The following is a 22,943-nucleotide window of genomic DNA, read 5'->3' on the forward strand; positions in this document are numbered from 1 at the left end:
GCCTTGCCGGGATCGTGCAAGCTCGTTCTCCGGGCTCAAACCCGCGGGCTCACCGTTCCGCTTCCACCCCGCCCGCGTCCGGGCCCGGCACCGTCTCCCCCACCCCGCGCCCGAACGAGGGCGCGGCTTCCGCCAGGTCGTCCCGGATGCTCTCCGACGCTAGCGGTACGCCGCTCCGGTGTGCGGCCTGGGCGATCATGTGGGTGGTCACCGGGGAGATGAGAAAGATGAGCAGCACCGCCAGGATGGGCCGCAGCATGAGGACCCCCTGCTGGAGGGTGGCCAGCCATGAGAGGCCGATGCCCATCAGCAGGATCCCCCCGGTTCCGGCGATCCCGGCCGCGTGGAAGCGGCTGTAGACGTCGCGGAAGCGCAGAAGGCCCACGGAGCCGATCAGCATCCAGACGGCGGCCAGCAGGATGAGCACCTCAGCGGCGGTCTGCATCGATGGGGATCCCCTTCACCAGGTAGTTGGCGATGGCCAGGGTGCCCACGAAGGAGACCACCGCGAGCGCCAGCATCGCATCGAAGAAGTCGGTGTTCCCGCCCCGCACGCTCCAGACCCCCATGACCGCGATGAGGTGCAGCCCCACCACCTCCAGGGCCATGGCCCGGTCGGCGGTGGTCGGGCCCAGCAGCACCCGGGCCGCGGCCAGGCCCAGGGAGAGCCCCAGGAGCGCCAGGGCCAGATCCAGGATCGAAGGCGTCATCGCTCCCACACCCCCCGCACCAGGCGTTCGAAGAGCCGCTCGGAGGCCGCGACGTCGTCGGGCGCCTTCAGGTCCACCACGTGGATGAAGAGCTGTGAGCGGTCCGGCGAGAACTGGACCGAGACGGTCCCCGGGGTGAGGGTGATCATGTTGGCCACCGCCACCCGGTGCCAGTCCTCCTGCACCGCCACGGGAACCCCCATGATCCCCGGCTGGCGGCGCCCGCCCGGGTCCAGGATGAGCCGGGTCACCCAGACCGCGGACTTGAGCTGCTCCCACACGAGGCGCCCCAGGAGGCGGAGCGCGCCCCAGACCGGCACCAGGTAGAAGCGCCGCCCCTGCCCCCGCACCGCGAGCCATGTGAGCCCCGCCCCCACCCCATAGCCCAGGAGGAGGTTGATCCACGAGAAGGGCTCGAAGAAGAAGGCCCACGCCACGGCCACGGTCAGGTTGATGAGAAGCTGGCCCATCCTTTCACCCCCGTGTAGGCGCCGGACTCGACCCGATCGCCCCTTGCCCCCTTCAGAACCGGCCGCTCACCAGCACCCCGGCCGCCTGGGGCCCCAGCACCGCGCCCACGTAGCGGGCGGGCTGCATCAGTTCCAGCGCCGTCGCATACGTGTAGTCCAGGACGTAGGCGGCCCCCACGCCCATGGCCACCGAGATCAGGAGCATCCCCACCGCCGGCCAGACCAGCCCCGCGGTCGCCTCGGAGCCCACCTGCCGCTCGCCCGTGGAAGGCCCCCAGTACGCGTAGCGCCAGATCTTGATCATGGAGAAGAGGGTGAGGAAGCTCACCACCACGCTCACCGCCACCACCAGGTAGCCCCCCGCCCGGAGCCCCCCCAGCATCAGCGCGACCTTGCTGAAGAAGCCCGAGAAGGGTGGGATCCCCGCCAGGGAGAGGCCGCTCAGGAAGAAGATCGACGCGAGGAAGGGGTGGCTCTTCAGCACCCCGCTCATCTTCTCCAGGTGGGTGGTGCCGGTCACCAGCTCGGTGGCCCCGGCGGTGAGGAAGAGGCCGCTCTTGATCATCATGTTGTGCACGATGTGGAAGATCCCGCCCGCGAGCGCCAGCGGCGTGTAGAAGCCCAGCCCCATGAGCATGTAGCCGATCTGGCTCACGATGTGGAAGGCCAGGATCCGCTTGAAGTCCATCTGGGCCACGGGGCCCACCACGCCCAGGAACATGGTGAAGGAGGCCAGCACCAGGAAGAGGACCTGGTGGGTGACGGCCACGTTCCCCACGAAGATCAAGGTGAAGACCCGGTAGAGCGCGTAGATCCCCACCTTGCTCAGGAGGCCCGCGAAGAGGCCGACGATGGCCGTGGGCGGCGTGAAGTAGCTGTAGGGCAGCCAGAAGTAGAGGGGGAAGATAGCTGCCTTGATGCCGAAGACCGCCATGAAGACCACCGCGATCACCAGGATCCAGCCCCGGTCGGTGGCAGCGGCCACCTTCACCGCCAGGTCGGCCATGTTGACCGTACCCAGGGTGCGGTAGAGGACAGCCACGCCCACCAGGAAGAGGGTGGAGGCGACGATGTTGATGGCGATGTACTTGAGGCCCTCCTGCAGCTGTAGCCGGCCGCCCCCCAGGGTGAGGAGCACGTACGAGGCCAGGAGCGTCACCTCGAAAAAGACGAAGAGGTTGAAGAGGTCGCCAGTGAGGAACGCCCCGTAGACGCCCGCCATCTGGAACTGGAAAAGCGGGAAGAAGAAGGCCCGCTGCCGCTCCTCGTCCACGGACCGGAGGGCGAAGGCGAACGCGAAGAAGGCCACCACGCCCGCGGCCAGCGCCATGAGGACGTTCAGCCGGTCCGCCACGAAGAGGATGCCGTAGGGTGCCGGCCAGTCCCCCGCCCGGTAGACCAGGGGTCCGCCCTGCAGGACCAAGACGAAGAGCCACAGGTCCACCGCGAGGGCGGCGACCACCCCCAGGGCCCCCGCCGCCCGCTGGTAGCGCAGGTGTCCGTGACCCAGCACCAGGAGGATGCCGAAGCCCAGGCTCACCACCACCGGCAGGACGGGCAGGTTGCTGAACGGCGCCAGCTCGAGGCTACTCATGGGGATCCTCCAGGCTCCTCAGGCCTTCGGTGTCGTCGGTGCCATGGGCCTGGTATGCCCGGTAGGCCAGGACCAGCACGAAGGCGGTGGTGGCGAAGCCGATGACGATCGCGGTCAGGATGAGCGCCTGCGGCAGCGGATCGGTGTAGGCCGGCGTGCCCGCGGCGGCGGTCACCGCGTCCCCAAGGATCGGCGGCCCGCCCCGCTTGACGCCCCCCGAGATGAAGAGCATCAGGTTCGCCCCGTGGGAGATGAGCACCGTGCCCAGCACCACCCGCAACAGCTCGCGCTGCAGCAGCAGGTAGATGCCACACCCGACGAGCACCCCGATGGCCAGTGAGGTCAGGAGCTCCATGGGCGGCTCCCCTCCCCCTCGTGCCGGATGGCTCCCGTCTCCTCGCCCGCGGGCGGGGCCACTCCTCCGTCGGCCGCTGCCGGCGCTCGGTCCACCCCGCGCTTGCCCCCGTCTTCCACGGAGACACCCGCCCCCGCCCCGTTGCCCATGGGCCCGGCCGGAGCCTCCGGCCGGATCACCGGATCGCCCGAAATGTTGAGGATGACCGACTGGGTCGTGCCCACCACCACCAGGAAGACGCCCAGGTCGAAGAGCTGGGCGGTGGCCAGTTCCACCTCGAAACGCCCCAGGTGGACGGGCCCGAAGGCGTGGGTGAGGAAGGGGTAGCCCAGCAGGATCCCGCCGATGCCGGTGCCCGCCGCGAAGAGGAGCCCCAACCCGATGAAGAGCCAACCCGGAACCGGCACGTACCGCCCGGCCTCTTCCCTGCTCCACACCACCGCCTGGAGGACGATGGCCGAAGCGGCCACCAGCCCGGCGATGAAGCCACCCCCGGGGTTGTTGTGCCCCCGCAGGAAGAGGTAGAGGGCCAGGGCCAGGATGAGCGGGGTCGCGATCCGGGAGACCAGGCGGGGGATCAAGGCATCCATCAGGCTCCGTCCCCCTTCTCGCCGCTGCGCTGGGTCCGGGCGGCCGCCCTCTGGGCCCGTGCCGAGATCAGCATGTAGACGCCCAGGGCCGCCATGGAAAGGACCGTGATCTCGCCCATGGTGTCCAGGCCCCGGAAGTCCACCAGGATCACGTTGACGATGTTCCGCCCCCCGCCCAGGTCCAGGCTCTGCTCCACAAAGTAGGTGGAGATGGGCTGGAAGAGCTGGGTGCCGTTGGCCCGGAGCGAGAGCCACGTAACGACGACGCCGCTCAGCACGCCCACCGTCAGGTTGGCCGCCCGCCGGCCAGCCGAGATCACCCGCCGGCGCAGCGGCGGCAGGTGGACGAAGGCCAGGAGGAGCAGCACCACCGAGACCGACTCCACCACAAGCTGGGTGAGCGCCAGGTCGGGCGCCTGCCAGATCACCCAGAGGAGGACCACCGAGAAGCCCACCACACCCAGGGCCAGGATAGCGGCCAGCCCCTTGCGGGTGCGCACCGTGAAGAAGGACGCGACCACGATGGCGGCCAGGAGCACCCCTTCCGTCACGCTGGGGGCGGCCAGGTCCAGGGGCCGCAGTTCCAGCACCCCCGCCCCGAGGGCGGTGCCGCCCACCAGGAGCACGAAGCCGCCCACGATGTACGAGAGGTAGTCCGAAAGCCGGCCGGTCATGTAGCCGTCGGTCACCCAGTGGGCGAAGTGGAGGAGGCCGTCGAGCCCCCACTGGTACGCCCGGTCGGCGGTCCAGCGGGTGGTGAGCCGCTGCAGCATCCCCCGCACCCCCTGCCGGGCGGGATAGAGGGCCAGGGCTCCCAGCAGGGCGGCTGCGCTCATGAGGAGCGGCAGGTTCACCCCGTGCCAGAGGGCCGCGTGCACGTGGACCTCCTCCCCCGCCAGCGCGCGCGCGGCCGGCTCGATGAGGCCTCCCGTCACCAGCCCCGGGGCGATCCCCACGGCCGCCGCCACCCCGGTGAGGAGCAGCGGGCTCAGCCGCATCCCGAAGGGCGCCTCGTGCGGGTGGTGGGGTGCCTGGCCCCGGGCGGGGGCGAAGAAGACCTCGTGGAAGAGCACGAAGGAGTAGAGCGCGGTGAAGAGGCTGGCCACCGTGGCCACCACCGGAAGAGCCGCCGCGAACCATCGCACGCCCGCCGAACCTTCCGCCAGGCTGGCGAAGATCATCTCCTTGCTGATGAAGCCGCTCAGAAGCGGCGCCCCGGCCAGGGAGAGGGCGCTCAGGGTCATGAGGGTGGCGGTCCAGGGCATGGCCCGGCGGAGGCCGCCCAGGTTCGCCAGGTCGCGGGTGCCCGCCTCGTGGTCCACGATGCCCACCAGCAGGAAGAGGGCGCCCTTGAAGGTGGCGTGGTTGAAGAGGTGGAACGCGCCTGCCGCCAGCGCCTCCGCGCTCCCCAGGCCCAGGGCGGCCATGATGAAGCCGAGCTGGGAGACGGTGGAGTAGGCCAGGAGGGCCTTCAGGTCCCGCTGGCGGAGGGCCGTGTAGGAGCCCACCAGCATGGTGAGCATCCCGACCCCCGCCACCGGATAGAACCAGGCGGCCGTACCGCCCAGGACCAGGCTCAGACGCCCCACCAGATAAAGGCCCGCCTTCACCATGGTGGCCGAGTGGAGGTAGGCGCTCACCGGGGTAGGCGCCTCCATGGCCGCCGGCAGCCAGATGTGGAACGGCACCTGGGCCGATTTGGTGAAGGCCCCCGCCAGCACCAGGCCTACGATCCACGGGTAGAAGGGATGCGCCGTCACCGCCGGCGCCAGCGCCGCCAGCTCCCGCACCGAGAGGGTGCCCGTGGCCAGGTAGAGCAGCAGGAAGCCCACCAGCATCGCGAAGCCGCCGACCACCGTGATGAGCAGGGCCTTGAGCGCCCCGTCCCGGGACGCTTCCCGGTGGTGCCAGAACCCGATGAGGAGGAAGGAGCTGACGCTGGTCAGCTCCCAGAAGACGTAGAGCAGGAGAAGGTTGTCCGAGAGGACGACGCCCAGCATCGACCCCATGAAGAGGAGGATGTAGAGGTAGAACTTGGGGCGGTCCTCCTCCGGCCCCAGGTAGTACCGGCTGTAGAGCACCACCAGCGCGCCGATGCCCGTGATGAGCAGCGCGAAGAGAAGCGACCAGCCGTCCAGCCGCAGGGCCGCCTCGATGCCGAGCCGGTCGACCCATGGGCGGCTCCAGACCAGACCTTCACCGGAGAGCCGGCCGATGCGGCCGAGGAACCATGCAAAGAGCGCCAGCGGAACGGGAAGGACGAGCCACGGGAGCTTCGACCCAGCGCGGCGTCCAATCAGCGGCAGCAGGCCAGCAGCGAGAAACGGGAGCGTCAAAGCCGCCGGAAGCATGCGATCCTCTTCTCGTGGCGAAATGTGGAAGCCAGACGCACAAGGCCATTCTACCGGAGCCCCGGGCACGCGTCAAACCTGCACACGGAGACTCCAGGATACAGGGATCGGCACCCCATCCTGCGGGCTGAAGCCGCCGTGCTGAACTGACTCTTCGGTCTTCGCGCGGCGCGCCGGAACGGTGTTGTCGGAACCTGTCGGCAGTACTTGGTCCCCCGGCAGTGCCTCAGCCAAAGCGAACGCCCGCCGGAGATCGGCTCCTGGCGGGCGTTTCCTCTGGTGGACCTGATGGGATTCGAACCCACGACCTCTGCGATGCGAACGCAGCGCTCTCCCAGCTGAGCTACAGGCCCACGAGCAACCCTAAGTATACAACGGCGGCTGGTCGTGCGCAAGGTGCCGCCTTGCCTCACAAAAGAGGTACCCGAAAGAGGTTCGTTGCCTCGGAAGAAAGAGGTACCCGAAATGGGTCGACTCCCCGCGCCGAGAAAGGAGGAGCAGCGATGAGCCTGAAGGAGGCGGGGGGAGTGCCGCTCACGTTGAGCGAACGTCGGGCGGTGGTCCGTGAACTGGCCGAGAAGTACCAGCGGGCCCGCAATGGCGAGAAAATGCGGCTCCTGGACCATGCCCAGCACGTGCTCGACTACAACCGTTCGTACGCTGCCAGAGTCCTGAGGAACGTATCTCACTCGTTGCACCACACCAGGAGTCCCCGGCGGCAAGGGAGCCGACGGCCTGGGCGGTGCGTCGTCTACGACATGCCGGTGAAGGAAGCCCTGCAACGCGTGTGGGCCATCTTGAGCTTCCCCGCGGGCAAGCGGTTGGCGCCCTTCCTTCCGGAGGTCGTTCCCATCCTGGAGCGCCTTCCGCAGGGCGCCCCGCTCATGCAGGGACCGGAAAGACCACGTTCACCACCGGTTCAACGAGGGTGTGGCTCTCGGCCCATCTCAGGAGGGGCTGCACCAGATCTTCCACCGCCTGTGCAACATCCCACTCGAGAACGGCGTTCTCGCACCGCGAGCAGACAGCGACCGCTGGAATCCCAGTAACGGTCACCGTCATCCTTCCTTTGCGGTACACTTGCGTTGCCGATCCCGCTCCGATCATATCCGCTCCGCACAGTTCGCAGGCGATGTCTTCTCACCTCGCCGGCGGCGGCGTTTCGAGTTCTTCTCCCAGGTCAACGTATCTGGTACGTACGCTGTAACGATGACGCCCTCTTTGGCGGCATCCTCCTCAGAAGCAGCCCGTCTTTGGCTGCTTCTACCTGGGCATGAGTCGTGATGCGCAGTCGCTTCTCACCGGACTCAATCTGCCGGCGCAGACGCTCCAGGTCCATAGTAGCATAACCACCGCCAGGGTTTCCTGCATCCCGACGCGCGTTCCCTCAGTCCACGTGCCTGGGGTCAAACGCGTCCCGCACCCCGTCGCCCAGGAAGCTCCAGGCCAGCACCGAGAAGGCGATGAAGAAGCCGGGCGCCAGGATCCAGGGGTACCGGCTCAGGGCGGCCAGGTTCTGGCCGTCGCTCAGCATCAGGCCCCAGCTCGAGAGCGGCTCCTGGATCCCCAGGCCGATGAAGGAGAGGCTCGCCTCGGCCAGGATGAAGCCGGGAAGCTGGATGGTCATGGAGACGATCAGGTACGAGAGGGTGTTGGGGATGATGTGCTTGCGGATGATACGCCAGGTGCCCGCCCCCGAAGCCCGGGCGCCCTCCACGAACTCCTGCGACCGCAGGGAGAGGACCATGCCGCGGATCACCCGGGAGAGGCCGGCCCAGCCGATGAAGCCGATGATGACCGTCACCAGGAAGAAGCGATGGGTGGACGACATCCCCAGCGGCAGGATGGCCGAGAGGGCTACCAGGAGGTAGAACTGGGGGATGCTGATGATGATCTCCGCGATGCGCATCATCACGTTATCGATCTTGCCGCCGAAGTACCCCGAGGCGGCACCGTAGACGAGCCCGATCCCCGTGCTGATCAGGATGCCGATGACGCCCACGAAGAGGGTGCGCCGGCCCCCGTACCAGATGCGGGAGAGGATGTCGCGCCCGTAGAGGTCCGCCCCCAACGGGTAGATGGCCGCCGGCGCCTCCACCCCGTAGAGGTGGATGTTGGTTGGGAGGATCCCCAGGAGCCTGTACGGCGCCCCCTCCACGAAGAAGCGGATGGGGAAACGGCCCTGGGAGGGATCGGGCTCGTAGCGGTGGAGCGCCCGGTTGACCTCCTTGTACGCGTAGACGTAGGGCCGCGTCAGCCGCCCGCTCTCGTCCCGGAAGTGGATCTTGGTGGGGGGCAGGTAGAGGCGGTTGCGAACGGTGGTGGCCTCCGGGTAGGGTGCGACGAACTCCGCGAAGACGGCGAGCACGTGCAGCACCACAAGGAGCGCACCCGCCACCATGGCCGCCCGGTTTCGGCGAAGCCGGGCCCAGGCGATCTCCATGGGCGAGCGGGACGGCGGCGCCTCGGCGATCGCGACCTGCGAGGCGACCGCAGGCGCGGCCTGGGGTTGGGCGCTGGGCGACGACGGCATGGCGGCTCCTCCTCCGGAACGGGGCTCAGTCATAGCGGATCCTCGGGTCCGCCAGGGCCAGGAGCACGTCGGCCACCAGGTTGCCCAGGACCAACAGCGCCCCGCCGATCATGAGGCTCCCCATGACCAGCCAGTAGTCCCGGCTCAGCACCGCGCTCAGGATCAGCTTGCCGAGCCCGGGGTAGTTGGTCACCTGCTCGGTGAGGGCCGCGCCGCTCAGGATCGTCCCCAGGTCGAAGCCGAAGAGGGTGATCAGCGGGTTGAGGGCGTTGCGCACCGCGTGCTTGTAGATCACCGCCCGCTCGCTCAGGCCCTTGGACCGGGCGGTGCGGACGAAGTCCTGGTGGAGTTGGTCCAGGAGCTGGGCCCGCATGTAGCGGGAGACCGCGGCCATCTGGGAGGTGCCCAGCACCACCACCGGGATGATCAGGTGGTGCAAGCGGTCCGCCAGCCGCTCGGACCACGACATCCACGCGTACTCGATGCTGGTGGCGCCGCCCACCGGGAAGGGGAGCCGGTAGACCACCACCAGGTAGAGCAGGATCAGCGCCAGGAAGAAGTTGGGGATCGAAAGCCCGATGTACGACAGGAAGCTGAAGGCCCGGTCGCCGGGCGAGTACTGCCGGACGGCCGAGTAGATGCCGATGGGCAGCGCCAGCAGCCAGGCGAAGAGGCTGGCGCTCATGGTGAGCACGATGGTGTTCAGGGCACGGGCACCGATGAGGAAGGTCACCGGCGCGTTGTACGAGAAGGAGCGCCCCATGTCGCCGTGAAAGACGGCGTTCTTCAGCCAGACGAAGTACTGGACCAAGGGGGGCTTGTCGAGCCCGAACTGGCGGGCCATGGCCTCCAGGGTCTCGGGCCGGATCTGGGGGCTCATGCGGAACTGGTCCAGGAAGCTGCCCGGGGCGAGCTGCATGATGAAGAAGCTCAGGATGCTGATGCCGATCAGCATGGGAATGATGTAGAGCAACCGCCGCGTGATGTACTGGAACATGGCTCAGCCTCCCCGGGGGCGGCTGGGGCGCACGCCCCGCCCACCGGCCGGAGGGGAAGGCGCCAGGCCTTCCCCCCCGAACCCCGCACGTCTTACATCGTCCTTGCCTCGGGTCTTTCAGATCACCGGTCGAGCCAGAGCTGCTCCAGGTTCCACATGGCCTCGAAGAAGCCGTTGGCCGCGTACGCGGTGGGCCGGTAGTTCTTCAGCTCCGGCACGTACACCTGGAAGCTGTTGGGCACCACCGTGTAGATGAGCGGCTGCTGCTCGCCCGCGATCTCCTGGTAGCGGTAGTAGAACTCGACCCGCTCCTGCTCGTCGAGGATCTTCACGCCCTCGTCGAAGATGCGGTCGATCTCGGCCTCCCACTCGGTGGCCGGCTTCTCCTGATTGGGCCACCACATGTGGAGCCCGCCGGAGGAGTGCCAGGTGTTCCGGCCGCCGTTGGGATCAATGCCGCCGCCGGTGAGGCCGATGATGATGGCGTCCCATCCCTCGCCCGAGAGCAGGTGGTCCACCAGCACGTTGAAGTCGATGGGCTGGAAGTTCACCTTGATCCCGAGCTTGCCCAGGTCCTCGCTGAGCAGGTTGCCGATGGCTTCACGCTGGGTGTTGCCCGCGTTGGTCAGCAGGCTGAACTCCACCGCGTTACCCTGGGCATCCCGCAGGACCCCGTCGTTCCCCTTGACGAAGCCGGCCTCGGCCAGGACCGCGGCGGCCTTCTCCAGGTCGTAGGGGTACTGGGCCACGTTGGGGGTGTAGAAGAGCGCGTTGGCCGGGGATTCAGGACCATACGCGGGCGTCGCCATGCCGTTGTAGATGGCGTCGGCGATGGACTGGCGGTCCATGGCGTAGGAGACCGCCTGGCGGAACTTCACGTTCCGGAACCAGTCCACCTTGGGCTGGGGCACGCTGTTCGGATTCTGGTTGAAGACCACGAACTGGCTGTCGAAGGTGGGCCCGGCGTCGTTGAGGACCGCGTGGAGCCGGCCGCTCGAGATCAGCTCCTGGTACTCGGGCGCCTTGCTGGCCGGAAGCGCCATCACGTCCAGGTCGCCGTTGCGGAAGGCCAGGTCCATGGACTCCAGGGTGTCGAACGAGCGGATGACGAGCCGGGTCAGGTAGGGGAGCTGGTTCCCATCCTGGTCCACCTGCCAGTAGTTGGGGTTCCTCTGGAAGAGGACGTACTCGCCCTGGCGGTAGTCCACCATGCGGTAGGGGCCGGTGCCGATGATCTCGCTGGCCGGGGTGGCCACGGACCAGGTCTCGCTGAAGGTGCCGTTCTCGTAGGCCGGACCCAGGATGTGCTTGGGCACGATGGGCACGCCGATCTGGCGCAGAATGGGCACGAAGACGTCGGGAAGGTGGAAGCGGACGGTGTAGTCGTCCACCTTCTCGTAGGTGAGCGGCTCGCCCGCCACCAGGAGCCCGTCGCGGAAGTTGTTGGGAATGTCCTCGTCGTAGGTGAGGTCGTAGGAGAAGATGACGTCGTCCGCGGTCAGCTCCTGGCCGTCGTGCCACTTGATCCCCTTGCGCAGGTAGAAGGTGTAGGTGAGGCCGTCGTCGCTCACGTCCCACTTGTACGCGAGGCTGGGAACAACCTCGGTGGTGACGCCGTCAACGGAGACCAGGCCTTCGAAGACGTGCTGGAGCACGTCGTCCGAGGAGCTCTCCTTGTACAGGTAGTAGTTGAAGGTCTTCGGGTCCGAGATCTGCCCGGTCCTCAAGGTTCCGCCGTAGCGGCCGATCTCGGGCACCTGCTCCACCACGGGCGCCACGGCCTGCGCCCAGGCTCCGGCGGAAAGCGCGCCGAACAGGGCCGCGGACAGGACGAGCGCGAACCATCGCTTCAACAAGCTTCGCCTCCCATTCTCGGGTGACGCACCCCACGGTGCGGATGTCGGACGTCCTGGCGTCAGCGTCAGCGGCCGGTCATACGGTGGTACCTGATCCCCCTGGCCTCGCGTCGGACGTCCCGCGGACTAACCCTTTTCTTCGGCGCTTTCAGGCTCAATCCTCCTCCACAGCCTTTCTCTTCCTCCACAGTCGAACTGTGTTGCATTCCTCCTTGTTTTGCCGACCATGCTCCAAATCTCGAACACAGCGCGGCTCGCAGTCGCCGCGGCGCATCCTAGGGCGGGGGGACGACCGTGCCGTTGGAGCTGAAGGTGACCGTACCCATCCTGCACGGGTCCTGGGTTTGGGCACCGCCCAGGGCCCGCGCGGAACGCTGGAGCGAGCCCATCCGAGGAGGCGAGCTGGACCTCCAGGCTTCCCTGACGGGCGCAGCCCGGATCCTCCGGGCCCTGGGGCGGGCGCGCCGGCAGGGGCCGGATCCGGAGAGGCTGGCCTGGTTCGGGCTGGCCTGGCGGCTGCACGTCCTGGAGCCGGTGGACCGTGGCGACCTGCTCGCACCCCGGCTCCTGGCCCAGCGCTGGCGGGAGGTGGGGGTGATCCCCTACCCCCACCAGCTGGAGACGGCCCGGCGGGTGGTGGAGGATCTGGACGGGCGGGCCATCCTGGCCGATGAAGTGGGCCTCGGCAAGACGCTGGAGGCGGGGCTCGTCCTGAAGGAGTACCTCCTGCGGGGCCAGGTGGAGCGGGCCCTGGTCCTTTGCCCCGCCGCCCTGGTCTACCAGTGGTACCAGGAGCTGCGGGAGAAGCTGGACGTCCAAGCCATCATGCAGCGGGACCCCTCGGACTGGGAGCGCCCGGGGGTGATCATCGGCTCGCTGGACCTGGCCAAGCGCTCCCCCCACCGGGAGATCCTGGCAGGCCAGCGTTTCGACCTCCTCATCGTGGACGAGGCCCACAAGCTGAAGAACCCCCGGACCCAGAACCACAAGCTGGTGCAGGCCATCCCCCGCACCTACACGCTGCTCGTCACGGCCACACCCGTCCAGAACGGGCTGGAGGAGCTCTACCACCTGACAAGCCTCCTGCGCCCCGGCCAACTCGGCACCTACCGCACCTTCCAGGCCGCGTTCATGATCGACCGGCACACCCCGCGGGCTCCCGAGGAGCTGCGCCGTCTCCTGGGACGGGTCCTCATCCGCCATCGCCACCGCGAGGTGGCCAAGGACCTGCCCGAGCGCCGGGTGGAGACCCTCCTGGTGGACCCCACCCGGGAGGAGCGGGCCTTCTACGACGCGGTCACGGACCTGGTGCGCCGGGAGTACCGGCGGCTCGGCACCCTGGCCGGGATGCTCCCCCTGATCACCTTGCAGCGCGAGCTGGCCTCCAGCGTCGAGGCGGCGTGCGCCACCCTGGAGCACCTGCTGGACCAGGGCGACCTGGAACCTGAGCTGGCCGGCCGGCTCCTGGAGCAGGCCCGCTCGGTGAGCCGGCAGGCCAAGCTCGAACGCTGCCTGGAGCTGGTGCGGGCGACGGAGGGACAGGTGCTGCTCTTCACCGAGTACCGCGCCACCCAGGGAGTGCTGCTGGGGCGCCTGCAGGCGGAAGGGATCGTCGCCCTCGCCTTCGACGGCAGCCTCTCGGCCTCGCGCAAGGCCTTCGTGCGGGAGCTCTTCCGCCGGCGGGGTCAGGTGCTGGTGAGCACCGATTCGGGCGCCGAGGGCCTGAACTTCCAGTTCTGCCACCATCTGATCCACTACGACCTGCCCTGGAACCCGATGCGGCTCGAGCAACGGATCGGCCGGGTGCACCGCCTGGGCCAGACCCAGCCGGTGCTGGTGCGGACCCTGGCCGTCCGGGGAAGCGTGGAGTCGTACATGCTCTACCTGCTCCAGCAGAAGATCCGCCTCTTCGAATCGGTCATCGGGGAGCTGGACGCGATCCTCTCCGGCGCCGCGCTTCAGACCACGGTGGAGGCAGCGTTCACCCGGGCGTTGCTCGAGTCCCGGGACGAGGCGGACCTGCTCACGCGCCTGGACGAGCTGGCCGGCCGCATCCTGCAGGAGCGCCGCCGGCTGGACGAGAGCCGGGAGCGGGTCCCGTGGCTGTGATCCCCACCTGGCTCCAAGAGGGTCTGCCTCTTCTTGGCGGAGCGCTGCGCCTCCTGGAACCGGGTCTGGTCGAGGTGACGCTCCCGCCCGAAGGTCTGGCCGAGCTGGAAGAGATCGTCCTTTCACCCTTCGTCCCGTCGCCCCCCTCCCCGCCCCGGGTGTGGGCGCTGGACGACGAGGGGGCGCGCCGCCACCCGGAGGCCGAGTGGGTGGCCCCGGGCAGCGCCCGCTTCCGGCAGTGGGTGGAGCTCGGGCGGCGGCGCGCGCCCGCGGCCGTGGCCCGGTGGCTGGACGGAGACCCGACGTGGGTTCCGGTCCTGGAGCTCCTCTGGCGGGTGGAGAGCAACGGGTCGGGCCGGCTGGCCTGGACCCTGGCGAGCCGCGCCCTGCTGCCGGGAGGGCCCGTGGACGTGCGGGTGCCCGAGGAGGAGCCCCCCTGGCTGGACTGGCTCCGAACCGGCCGCCTGGGGGCCGGCTCGCCGCCGGGTGCCCCCAGGCCCCGCCTGCGAGAAGCCGTGGAGGCGACCCTGCGGGCGCTGGCGAACCGCCTGGCCCCCGAGGCCGCCGGTTGGGCCCGCGAGCAGCGGACCCGCTGGGAGGCGGAGCGGCGCCAGGTGGCCGCGTACCACCAGGCCCTCCTGCGGGAGGACCCCGACGGAGATGGCCCGGCGGCCCTGGAGCGTCACCTGGAGGAGCTGGAGCGAAGCCTGGCCCCCCGCCTGCGGGCTCGGCCGCTTCTGGCCCTGCTTCTTTACCTGCCGCCCGGGGTGGCGCGCGGCCTGGTGAGACCCGAGGCCGGCACGATCGGGTCCAGGGACGGGAGCAGTTCGTCCGAGAGGGCCGCGCAGTCCGGACAGGCGCGGGCAGGCACCGCGCGGCCCGGCGCAGCGCTGTCGGAAGGGCCGGCGGGCATGGCGCTGCCGCACGCGGCGCAGGTGGGACGACCGCACGCGGCGCAGGATCCCGCAGCGCATCGGGGACAGAAGGCGGTCCCGCACGCGCAGGGGGACGCGCAGCCCGGGCAGAGGAGCCTCGGGCAGCGACAGAGGAGCAGGCGATCGACCTCGCGCCCGCACTCCTGACAGGCCAGGCCGGACCACCGCCTCTGGGCCAGGTTCCAGGCGGCCTCCAGCTCCAGCGGCTCAGCCTCGCCCCTGCCCCGCTCCGGCCGCACGGTGAGCTGCAGCACCAGGTGGGGCGTCCAGAGGAGCGCGGCGCCAACCGGCTCCGCCTCCAGGCGGACCCGGTACCGCTCCGCCACCTCGGCCATGCGGCGCCGTCGCTCGCGCACAAGGCGGGCCCGGGCTTCGGCCAGGTCCTCGCGCAGGGCCCGCAGACGCTCCTCCACCTCGGCCGGGACCCCGCGGGTGGACGCCCCCGGCAGCAGGAGGCGGGCCCGCAGTCCTTCGAGCTGGAGGAGCATCGCCCTCAGCGGTTCCGCCGCCTCGTCCTCGAGACCGCGGTAGTACGCCTCCAGGCGTTGCTCCTCCAGCTGGCGCCGCTCGTGCACGCCCCGCCGAAAGGACCTTCCGGGCTCCTCGGCCCAGCGGGGCAGCGCCTCCAGCGCCCGCTCCAGGAGGCGGTGAAGCCCGTACGTCTGCCCGCGCGCCCCCGGGGCCGGCGACGGCCCGGCCGCGGCAGGCACCGGAACCGCGGGTTCCACCCACTGCCCCTCGGCGTCGGCCATCAGGACGAGGGTCTCCTCCCGGGCGAGGTCGGCCCTCCACCGCAGGCGGAAGACGAAGAGCGGATTCTCGCGGTATTCGAGGCGTATCCGGTCCAGGCGCACGCGCACCCCGGGCAGACGCGGCGCCGGCGGGGGGAACGGGGGCACACGCCACGCCTGCAGAGGCAGCCGGCCGGCCGTCCAGCGGGGGAGGTCCGCCAGGGTCTCCAGCCACCGTTCCGAGGGGGGAGGCACGAAGAGTTGGCAGGTGGTCCCTGTCCCGCCGGCTGCCGCATCGGTGGGGCCGGGATCAAAGGGCATCGGCGGTTCCCCCCTCCCGGCCTCGCTCGAGCCAGGCCAGGCCTTCGCGGGCCTCCTCGTACCGCCGGGCGGCCTCGGCGATCCGCTCGCCCACCTGCTCCAGCGCCACTTCGGGCGGGTCCCCTCCGGCCAGGGCCTGCGCGATCTCCCCCTCCAGGTGCAGGTCCGCGTCCCCCAGGATCAGCTCCAGCTCCCCCACCACCCGCTCGAAGAGGCGGAGCTTCTCCTCCAGGAGGCGGAGCACGTGCTCTTCCAGGCTCCCCCGCAGGACCAGGTGGACCACCTTCACGGGCCGGAGCTGCCCGAAGCGGTGCACCCGGCCGATCCGTTGCTCGAGCCGCATGGGGTTCCAGGGCAGGTCCACGTTCAGCACCCGCCGGCAGAACTGCAGGTTGTGGCCCAGGGCGCCCGCGTCGGTGGAGAGCAGGACGCGGCCGCGCCCACGTGCGAAGGCGTCCAGGGCGGCCTCGCGCTCGGAAGGTCCCAGGCCCCCGTGGAGGAGCACCGGTCGTTCCCCAGCCGCCCGCAGGCGCCGGGCCAGGGCCCGCTGGGTCCCTCGGAACTCGGTGAAGACCAGGACCGGCTCGTTCCACCGCCCCAGCCGTTCCGCGACCGCTTCCTCCTTGATGCTCCGGGGCGCCGCCCGGCAGAGGGCGAGCAGCCGGGCCGCCCGGTCGCGCCCCAATACCCCGCCCCCGCGGCGCGCGAGCCGCTCCAGGCTCTCGGCCAGGCTGGCGGGGGAGCTGGAGGCCTGCTTCAGAAGGGTCACCAGGGCCAGCCAACCCTTCCCCTGCCGCACCGAGGCCGCCGCCTGCCGCACGAGGTCGAGGGCCTCCGCCTGGAGACGGGCCTCGGCTGGATCCGGATCGAGCACGTCCACCTCCACCCGCCGCGGGGGCAGCTCCAGGGCCGCCTCGCGCCGGGTGGTGCGGATCATGACATCGGCCAGGCGCTCACGGAGCAGCTCGACGTTTCGGGGCTGGCGCCGGTCCAGCACGAAGTGCCGCCGGAAAGAGCCGAAGGTGTGGAAGTGCCCCGGCTTCAGCAGCGTCACCAGGTGGTAGAGCTCCCGGAGCTCGTTCTGGATGGGCGTCGCCGTGAGGAGGAGGAGGTACTTCTTCTGCAGGTCGTCCACGAGCCGGAAGCTCAAGGTGGCCGGATTCTGGAGCCGGTGGGCTTCGTCCACGATCACCACGTCCCAGGGCCTCCGGACCAGGAGCTCCCGCACCCCCGGGCGGCGGGCCCGCTCCAGGGTCGTGATGAGGCGGGGGGTCCGGCTCCAGGAGCGCGTCCCGCCGGGGCGTTCCAGGTGCAGCCCGGCCCGGTCGGCCTCCCCGATCCACTGGTGCACCAGGCCTGCCGGTACCAGCGCCAGCACGCTCCCGGCCAGACTCCGCTCCATCAGCTCCAGGGTGATGAGCACGGCCTCCAACGTCTTGCCCAGCCCCACCTCGTCGGCCAGGATCGCCCGGCCCTTCATCCGCTCCAGGACCTCCACCACAGCCGCTCGCTGGTGCGGAAGGAGCGTGACGGGCAGACGTCCCTCGCACAGGAGCGGTGCCCTCTCCGAGGCCCCGGCCTCCACCAGCCGCCGCAGGGCGGATGCGCCTGCATCCCGCCCTGCGGCCAGGGCCTCGATGAGGGCCCGCCCGTCCCCACACACCGTAACCTCTTCCGACGAAAGAACCACGCCGCCCTCCCCCAGGTGGGTCCAGGGTCCCAAGCCCGCCTCTCCCCCTGAGAGTCTGCCCCAGGAGGGCGGCCCGGCCACGCGGCTCAGGGGCCGGCGATCCCCAGGAAGGAACGGTTCAGGGTCGCCTGGGTCTCGTTGAGGACGCTTCGGACCACGTCGGCCAGGAGCTGGGCCGAGCGCGTCGCCTCCTCGAGGGTGCTCTGCCGGTACTCGCCGATGAAGACCTGAAGGGCGTTCGGGTGCAGGTTGCCGTTGTAGTCGTCGTGCTGGATCTTCACGCCCCGGGAGAGCCCCGGGTAGAGCTGGTCCATCTTGGCCCGCACCGCCTCGGCGAAGGCCAGGTTCTCCTCGGTGTTGGCGTTCGAGAGGTCACCCACCACGAAGAGAATCCGGGCCGCGGGCTTGCCGCCGATGTCGACCGTGGCGTACCGCTCGCCCTGAACCTCGGGCAGGGCGTCGCGGTGGACGTCGATCACGGTCTTGATCGCTTCGTTGGCCGCCAGCACCTGGCGTACCGTTTCACGGCTGTTCGCGTACGACTGCTCCCAATCCGGGTAGTCGTGCACCTGGGTGGCGTGGAGGGTGCGGATCCCCGCGGCGTTGAGCGCCTCGGCCAGCACCCGCCCCACCTCGGTCACGTCGCCGGGCGTACCCTGCGCGTGGGCGGACTTGGGCGCGTAGTTCTCCGTGGCGTGACTGTGGTAGACCAGGACCTCCGGCAAGCGCGACCGGCCCGGTGCTTCCGGCGCCCCGCGGGTCCCCTCGCCGGGTGCCCCGGGCTCGGCGCCCCCCGTGCCACCCTCGCGTTCGGCGGCCGGCGGGGCCGGCCGCGCCGGGCTGCCGGGACCGAAGCCCACCAGGCGCGCGGTGACTACGGCGGCCGCCACCAGGATCACCAAGACCGCGAGCAGGCTGGGCCCGCGCCGCAACACCGACCGGACTGAGGTGGCCATGGGCCGTCCCCCCTTCCAGCCGAATGATATGGGCGGGCCGCCCGGAGTATGTCCCCGGCCGGCCCGCCCCCGTCACGTGCGGAGCGTTCGCGTCAGCCTACGAGGTGGGCGGTTCGGCAGGCGGCGCCGTCTCCGAAGAGGGCAGCGCGGGGGCGGCCTGCGGGGGCGGACCGGCTGCGGCGCTCTCCTCCTCGAGCTGCCGGAGCACCTGCCCGAGGCGGTCGATGGCCTCGCCGTACCCGGTCCAATCGCCGCTGCGGAGCCGGTCCTGCGCCTGCTGGTAGAGGTCTTGCGCCTGCCGGGCCAGATCGGCCACGGCGGGCGGGCCCAGGGGCTGGGTCTCGGGCGCCGCCTGGTCGGGGGAGACCTCGGGGAAGGTCCGGGCCACCGCTTGGGTCCCGAAGATGTCGGCCAGCGCCGTCTCCAGAGTGGGCTGCATCGTCACCTGCTCGCCGTGGGCCACGATGATCCGGGTCAGCTCGGGCAGGTCGCTCTGCTCCGCCTGGAGGAAGATGGGCTCCACGTAGAGCACCGAGTTCTCGACGGGGATCACCAGCAGGTTCCCCCGGATCACCCGCGAGCCGCGCTGGCTCCAGAGCGTGAGCTGCTGGGAGATGAGCGGATTCTGGTCGATGCGGGCCTCCACCTGCATGGGTCCGAAGGTGAGCCGGTCCTTGGGGAAGAGGTAGAGCAGCCCCTTGCCGTAGTGCTCGCCGTCGTTGCGCACCGCGAGCCAGCCCACCATGTTGTCGCGGCGCACGGGCGTGAAGGGCAGCAGCAGGATGAACTCGGGTCGATCCGAGTCCGGGAGCTGGGTGATGAGGTAGTAGGGCTCCATGGCCTGGGCCCGGTCGCCGTAGATCTCCTGGGGCAGGCTCCAGGCGTCCTCCCGGTTGTAGAAGACCACCGGGTCCTGCATGTGGTAGGTGGCCAGGATCTGGGCCTGGATGCGGAAGTAGGTCTCCGGCACCCGGATGTGGCGGCGGAGGGCCTCGGGCATCGCGTCCAGGGGCTTGAAGATGGTTGGGTAGATGCCCGCGTAGGTGCGCGCGATGGGCTCCTCGGGATCCACCAGGTAGAAGGTGACGTCGCCCTGGTAGGCGTCCACCACCACCTTCACCGGGTTACGGATGTAGTTGCCCACGCCCTGCATCGGCTGGCTGTACGGATACCGGTCGCTGGTGGTGTAAGCGTCCACGATCCAGTAGAGCCTGCCAGCAGCCACGACCAGGTAGGGCTCCTGGTCGTACGCCAGGAAGGGGGCGATCTTGCGGACCCGGGCGCCCACCTCCCGGTCGAACATCAGGCGGCTGTCCGAGTGGATGTCCCCCGAGAGGAGGAGCTGCAGGTCCCCCGTGCGCAGCGCGAAGGCGGCCCGCACCAGGACGTTGCTGAGCCGCACCCCGCCGTGACCCTCGTAGCGCGCCCACGCGTTCTGGTCGCCCCGGGGGTAGTCGAACTCCTCGATGTCGGTGTTGACCACCACGTAGTCCGACGTCTGCCGGCCGTAGTAGATCTCGGGACGGTCCACCGGCAGGGCACCACGGGGCGGGATATCCGACAGCAGGAACTCGGGCAGGCCCCGGGCCGTCACCCGGTTGACCGGGCTCATCACCACGCCGTAGCCATGGGTGTACTGAAGGTGCTGGTTGATCCAGGTGGGGTTCTGAAGGCGCGTGGGATCGATCTCCCGGGCGGCCAGCATCACCTGCTGGTAGGTCCCGTCCACCTCGTACCGGTCCACGTTCATGTCGGGGAAGGTGTAGTAGAGGCGGAAGGCCTGGATCTGCTGGTAGGTCTGCAGGAGCGGCCGCCAATCCCAGAGGCGGATGTTCTGGATGATGCTCTGGTTCCGGGCCAGCGCTTCCTCAGGCAGGGCGGGCTGGTAGTCGAAGCGGCGCTCCTCGATGCCATCGAGGTCGTAGGCGAGCCGGGTCATCTGGATGTGGTTCTCGATGTAGGGCCGCTCCCGCACCAGCTCGTTGGGGGCCACCAGGAACTGCTGGACCAACCCTGGCGCCACCGAGCCCGCCAGCAGCGAGACCCCGATGAGCCCCACCAGCCCCGCCACGATCCAGAGGGTGCCCTTACGGAACAGGTTGATGAGAAGCCCCAAGGCCACCAGCCCGCTCAAGGCCACCAGCAGCCGGTTGGCGTTGGCCTGCACCACCAGGTCCGTGTAGCCTGCACCGAAGGCCGCCCCCCGGGGCGAGTAGACCAGCTCGTAGATGGAGAGCCAGTAGTCGCCGGCCTTGAGGAGTACCAGCACCACCAGCAGCAGCGTGAGGTGGACCTTCGCGCCCGTCTCCATCTCCGGGCGCCACCCGTGGAAGTGGAGGGCGCCTGAGAGGACGTAGATGGCCCCCACGATCAGCAAGACCAGTACCAGCATACCGAAGAGGCTGGTGTAGATCAGCCTGAAGAAGGGCATGGTGAAGAGGTAGAAGGCCAGGTCCTTTCCGAAAGCCGGGTCCACGGTGCCCGTGGGCACCGCCTGAAGGTACCGGGCGATGGTCTCCCAGGCGGGCGCGACCCCGCTCGCGTACAGGAAGCCCAGTACCAGCGAGGCCACCCAGAAGAGCCCGCCCAGCGCCTTGAAGCTCAGCCCCTGGGGCAGGCGTTCCTGGTAGCGGAAGAGGGCCCGCCCTACCTGGCCCCGGGTGGCCGCCAGGTTGACGTAGATCAGCAGGGTGAGGGCAAGCCCCAGCCCTAGCCGGACCCCCCACTCCCACCCCAGCCGCGTGAGCAGGACGGGCAGGTGGCCCACGTTCTCGAACCACCACCAGTCGGTGAGAAAGCGGGCCGACAAGCTCAGGACGATGCCGAAGAAAACGAGCCCCACCAGAACTACGAGGCCCGTGTTGCGGGCCAAGCTGCGCATGCGTTCACCCCTTCTCGCACGCCGTCACGAGGGCGCCCGCTCGGTCGCCTCCCCGATCAGGCGGCGAAGGTCCGTTGCATCGAACCGGTAGACGGTCCCACAGAAGCGACAGACGGTCTCGGCCTCCCCCTGCTCGGCGGCCAGGCGCTCCAACTCCTCCCGCCCCAGAGCCACCAGGCCCTCCTCGAAGCGCTCGCGCGAGCACGGGCAGGCGAACCGAAGCGGGCGCCGCTCGAGCCACCGCAGCCCCAGCGAGCCCAGGCGCTCTTCGGCCAGAAGCACGGGGCCCTTCCCCCGGTCGATGCTGCGGCTGATGGCGGGAAGATCCTTCAATGCCTTCTCCACCGTTGCGACCGTTTCCTCGCCGTGCCCCGGCAGGACCTGCACGATCAGCCCGCCCGCCGCCCGCACCGACGCATCGACCTCCACCAGCACGCCGAGGGCCACCGCGGACGGGACCTGCTCCGAGTGGGCCAGATAGTAGGCCAGGTCCTCGCCGATCTCACCCGAGACGAGGGGGACGCTTCCCCGATAAGGTTCCTTCAGGCCCAGGTCGCGAATGACGTAGAGGTCGCCGCGCCCCACCGCGCCCCCCACGTCCAGGTGGTGGTGGGCGTTCAGGGGCAGGTGGACGGCCGGGTTGCCCACGTAGCCGCGGACGGTCCCGTCGGATCCGGCCACCGCCACCAGGGAGCCCAAGGGACCACCTGCCACGACCTGCACCGTGACGCTCTCCTGCCCCTTGAGCATGGCGCCCAGGAGGGCGGCGCCCGTCATGAGCCGGCCCAGGGCGGCCGTGGCGGTAGGCAGCAGGCCGTGCCGGCGCTGGGCCTCGTTCACGGTGACGGTGGACTCGGCCGCCAGGACCCGTACCTCTCCCCCGGCCGCCACGCCGTGCGCGACGAAGTCGGGAGGGCTCAGCGCGAGCCCTCCAGGCGGCCGAGCATCTCCCGGGTGAAGCTCCGGGTGACCACGTCCTCTCCTGCCAGCCCCAGGTCGTGGCCGTTCAGGTAGAGGCGCACGCCCTGGGCGTAGCCGAAGCGGACCCGGATCTCGTCGTTCGCGGTCCAGCTCCGCTCCTGCCCTGCCTGGAGGATGCCCGTGTATTCGGTCCGCCCGTCCACGTCCACGCGCATCCAGGAACGTTGCTCCACCACCGCCCGCAGGACCAGGGGCTCGAAGGCCAGGGTGGAGGGAACCGTCGCATCTGAGCGCGCCGGCGGGCTCGCGACCGGTGGCTCACCCCGCGGGGAGGCCGCGGGGAGGCCGGACACCGGGGCCTGTCCTTCGGCCCGGTCCGATGGCCCCTGGCCCGGCGGGCCCACCCCCGGCTCCGGTTCCTGGTCGCGCGGCTGCCCGGTGGCCGCCGGCGTCCCTTCCAGCACCGCCGGCAGCCGGGTCGTCTCCCCTGAACCCTGGGAGCCTCCCAGCCACGCCACCAGCACCACCGCGATCGCGACCAGCAGCAGCGCCGCCAGCCCGGCGCCCCAAAGGCGCGCCCCGTCGCGGCGCCGCAGCCCGAAGGCGGGCGGCGTGTCGGTCCAGCGAACGGGCGCCGACCCGCTCTCGAGGATCTTGGCGCGCTCCTTGACAGCCGGGCGCGCCTGATCGAACTCGGCCAGGATCGCGTGCACGTCCATTCCCAGGAAACGGGCGTAGGAGAGCAGGAAGTTCCGAGTGTAGACGTCGCCCCCCGGAATCCGTTCCATCTCGCCAGACTCCAGCGCCTCCAGGATGTGGACGCGTATCTTCGTCCGGCTGGAGGCCTGTTCCAGCGGGATCCCGGCCTGCATCCGCGCCTCGCGCAGCTTCTGCCCGATGGATTCCATGCTCACGCGCGTCACCTCCCCCGTCGCGACGAACC

18 protein-coding genes and 1 tRNA gene are annotated in these 22,943 nt (G+C 70.0%); 2 read left to right on the forward strand and 17 right to left on the reverse strand.

Features of this window, described 5'->3' with window-relative positions; translation table 11 throughout:
* Positions 1-49: 49 nt before the first annotated feature.
* The 12 genes from mnhG to LIP_RS08595 form a co-directional block, all read right to left on the reverse strand.
* On the reverse strand, positions 50-445 hold the full coding sequence (gene mnhG, locus LIP_RS08545) for a monovalent cation/H(+) antiporter subunit G (RefSeq protein ID WP_068136870.1): 396 nt from the start codon (positions 443-445) through the stop codon (positions 50-52).
* Positions 429-710, reverse strand: coding sequence for a monovalent cation/H+ antiporter complex subunit F (locus LIP_RS08550; RefSeq protein ID WP_068136873.1), 282 nt, complete (start codon positions 708-710; stop codon positions 429-431). Before LIP_RS08550 ends, mnhG begins: the two co-directional genes overlap by 17 nt.
* On the reverse strand, positions 707-1,180 hold the full coding sequence (locus LIP_RS08555) for a Na+/H+ antiporter subunit E (protein WP_068136874.1): 474 nt from the start codon (positions 1,178-1,180) through the stop codon (positions 707-709). Before LIP_RS08555 ends, LIP_RS08550 begins: the two co-directional genes overlap by 4 nt.
* Before the next feature lie 52 nt (positions 1,181-1,232).
* Positions 1,233-2,774, reverse strand: coding sequence for a proton-conducting transporter transmembrane domain-containing protein (locus LIP_RS08560; protein WP_068136875.1), 1,542 nt, complete (start codon positions 2,772-2,774; stop codon positions 1,233-1,235).
* On the reverse strand, positions 2,767-3,129 hold the full coding sequence (locus LIP_RS08565; RefSeq protein WP_068136876.1) for a Na(+)/H(+) antiporter subunit C: 363 nt from the start codon (positions 3,127-3,129) through the stop codon (positions 2,767-2,769). Before LIP_RS08565 ends, LIP_RS08560 begins: the two co-directional genes overlap by 8 nt.
* On the reverse strand, positions 3,117-3,719 hold the full coding sequence (locus LIP_RS08570) for an MnhB domain-containing protein (protein ID WP_068136877.1): 603 nt from the start codon (positions 3,717-3,719) through the stop codon (positions 3,117-3,119). The genes LIP_RS08565 and LIP_RS08570 overlap by 13 nt, the downstream gene beginning before the upstream one ends.
* Positions 3,719-6,070 carry a hydrogen gas-evolving membrane-bound hydrogenase subunit E gene (gene mbhE / locus LIP_RS08575; RefSeq protein ID WP_068136881.1) on the reverse strand — a complete coding sequence of 784 codons (2,352 nt, stop codon included), beginning with the start codon at positions 6,068-6,070 and terminating at the stop codon, positions 3,719-3,721. Before mbhE ends, LIP_RS08570 begins: the two co-directional genes overlap by 1 nt.
* A gap of 277 nt (positions 6,071-6,347) precedes the next feature.
* A tRNA-Ala gene (locus LIP_RS08580) sits at positions 6,348-6,423 on the reverse strand.
* A gap of 529 nt (positions 6,424-6,952) precedes the next feature.
* Positions 6,953-7,204 (reverse strand): YgiT-type zinc finger protein, encoded by a 252-nt coding sequence (locus LIP_RS17795; protein WP_331456635.1) that lies wholly within the window; start codon positions 7,202-7,204, stop codon positions 6,953-6,955.
* Between the two features lie 253 nt (positions 7,205-7,457).
* Positions 7,458-8,603 (reverse strand): ABC transporter permease, encoded by a 1,146-nt coding sequence (locus LIP_RS08585; RefSeq protein WP_198409467.1) that lies wholly within the window; start codon positions 8,601-8,603, stop codon positions 7,458-7,460.
* Positions 8,604-8,628: 25 nt separating this feature from the next.
* Positions 8,629-9,600 carry an ABC transporter permease gene (locus LIP_RS08590; protein ID WP_068136883.1) on the reverse strand — a complete coding sequence of 324 codons (972 nt, stop codon included), beginning with the start codon at positions 9,598-9,600 and terminating at the stop codon, positions 8,629-8,631.
* Positions 9,601-9,722: 122 nt separating this feature from the next.
* Positions 9,723-11,453, reverse strand: a complete 1,731-nt coding sequence (locus tag LIP_RS08595; RefSeq protein WP_068136885.1) for an ABC transporter substrate-binding protein — start codon at positions 11,451-11,453, stop codon at positions 9,723-9,725.
* A 297-nt stretch (positions 11,454-11,750) separates the two neighbouring features.
* Here LIP_RS08595 and LIP_RS20025 point away from each other — a divergent pair, with 297 nt between their 5' ends.
* Together LIP_RS20025 and LIP_RS18515 are read left to right on the forward strand one after the other, a co-directional pair.
* The gene (locus tag LIP_RS20025; protein ID WP_082726056.1) at positions 11,751-13,565 is read left to right on the forward strand and encodes a DEAD/DEAH box helicase; all 1,815 of its coding nucleotides are present in this window, start codon (positions 11,751-11,753) and stop codon (positions 13,563-13,565) included.
* Positions 13,556-14,647 carry a hypothetical protein gene (locus LIP_RS18515; RefSeq protein ID WP_144440399.1) on the forward strand — a complete coding sequence of 364 codons (1,092 nt, stop codon included), beginning with the start codon at positions 13,556-13,558 and terminating at the stop codon, positions 14,645-14,647. The genes LIP_RS20025 and LIP_RS18515 overlap by 10 nt, the downstream gene beginning before the upstream one ends.
* A gap of 894 nt (positions 14,648-15,541) precedes the next feature.
* On the opposite strand, the gene LIP_RS08610 is transcribed toward LIP_RS18515, so the two are convergent.
* The 5 genes from LIP_RS08610 to LIP_RS08630 all read right to left on the reverse strand — a co-directional run bounded on the left by LIP_RS08610 (position 15,542) and on the right by LIP_RS08630 (position 22,908).
* On the reverse strand, positions 15,542-17,275 hold the full coding sequence (locus tag LIP_RS08610) for a DEAD/DEAH box helicase (protein WP_068136896.1): 1,734 nt from the start codon (positions 17,273-17,275) through the stop codon (positions 15,542-15,544).
* Between the two features lie 53 nt (positions 17,276-17,328).
* Positions 17,329-18,198: a stage II sporulation protein P gene (gene spoIIP / locus LIP_RS08615; RefSeq protein WP_068136898.1), complete on the reverse strand. Its 870-nt coding sequence runs from the start codon at positions 18,196-18,198 to the stop codon at positions 17,329-17,331.
* A gap of 97 nt (positions 18,199-18,295) precedes the next feature.
* Positions 18,296-21,079, reverse strand: coding sequence for a UPF0182 family membrane protein (locus LIP_RS08620; RefSeq protein WP_068136901.1), 2,784 nt, complete (start codon positions 21,077-21,079; stop codon positions 18,296-18,298).
* Positions 21,080-21,103: 24 nt separating this feature from the next.
* Positions 21,104-22,000, reverse strand: coding sequence for an Hsp33 family molecular chaperone HslO (gene hslO / locus LIP_RS08625; RefSeq protein WP_068136904.1), 897 nt, complete (start codon positions 21,998-22,000; stop codon positions 21,104-21,106).
* Entirely contained in the window at positions 21,997-22,908 is a 912-nt protein-coding gene (locus tag LIP_RS08630) for a helix-turn-helix domain-containing protein (RefSeq protein ID WP_231699410.1), read from the reverse strand. Before LIP_RS08630 ends, hslO begins: the two co-directional genes overlap by 4 nt.
* Positions 22,909-22,943: the final 35 nt, after the last annotated feature.

Source organism: Limnochorda pilosa (assembly GCF_001544015.1).
Classification (GTDB): domain Bacteria; phylum Bacillota; class Limnochordia; order Limnochordales; family Limnochordaceae; genus Limnochorda; species Limnochorda pilosa.

Coding starts and splice junctions, on each gene's coding strand:
- mnhG (WP_068136870.1), bottom strand. CDS start 445: ATGCAGACCGCCGCTGAGGTGCTCATCCTGCTGGCCGCCGTCTGGATG.
- LIP_RS08550 (WP_068136873.1), bottom strand. CDS start 710: ATGACGCCTTCGATCCTGGATCTGGCCCTGGCGCTCCTGGGGCTCTCC.
- LIP_RS08555 (WP_068136874.1), bottom strand. CDS start 1,180: ATGGGCCAGCTTCTCATCAACCTGACCGTGGCCGTGGCGTGGGCCTTC.
- LIP_RS08560 (WP_068136875.1), bottom strand. CDS start 2,774: ATGAGTAGCCTCGAGCTGGCGCCGTTCAGCAACCTGCCCGTCCTGCCG.
- LIP_RS08565 (WP_068136876.1), bottom strand. CDS start 3,129: ATGGAGCTCCTGACCTCACTGGCCATCGGGGTGCTCGTCGGGTGTGGC.
- LIP_RS08570 (WP_068136877.1), bottom strand. CDS start 3,719: ATGGATGCCTTGATCCCCCGCCTGGTCTCCCGGATCGCGACCCCGCTC.
- mbhE (WP_068136881.1), bottom strand. CDS start 6,070: ATGCTTCCGGCGGCTTTGACGCTCCCGTTTCTCGCTGCTGGCCTGCTG.
- LIP_RS08585 (WP_198409467.1), bottom strand. CDS start 8,603: ATGCCGTCGTCGCCCAGCGCCCAACCCCAGGCCGCGCCTGCGGTCGCC.
- LIP_RS08590 (WP_068136883.1), bottom strand. CDS start 9,600: ATGTTCCAGTACATCACGCGGCGGTTGCTCTACATCATTCCCATGCTG.
- spoIIP (WP_068136898.1), bottom strand. CDS start 18,198: ATGGCCACCTCAGTCCGGTCGGTGTTGCGGCGCGGGCCCAGCCTGCTC.
- LIP_RS08620 (WP_068136901.1), bottom strand. CDS start 21,079: ATGCGCAGCTTGGCCCGCAACACGGGCCTCGTAGTTCTGGTGGGGCTC.
- LIP_RS08630 (WP_231699410.1), bottom strand. CDS start 22,908: ATGGAATCCATCGGGCAGAAGCTGCGCGAGGCGCGGATGCAGGCCGGG.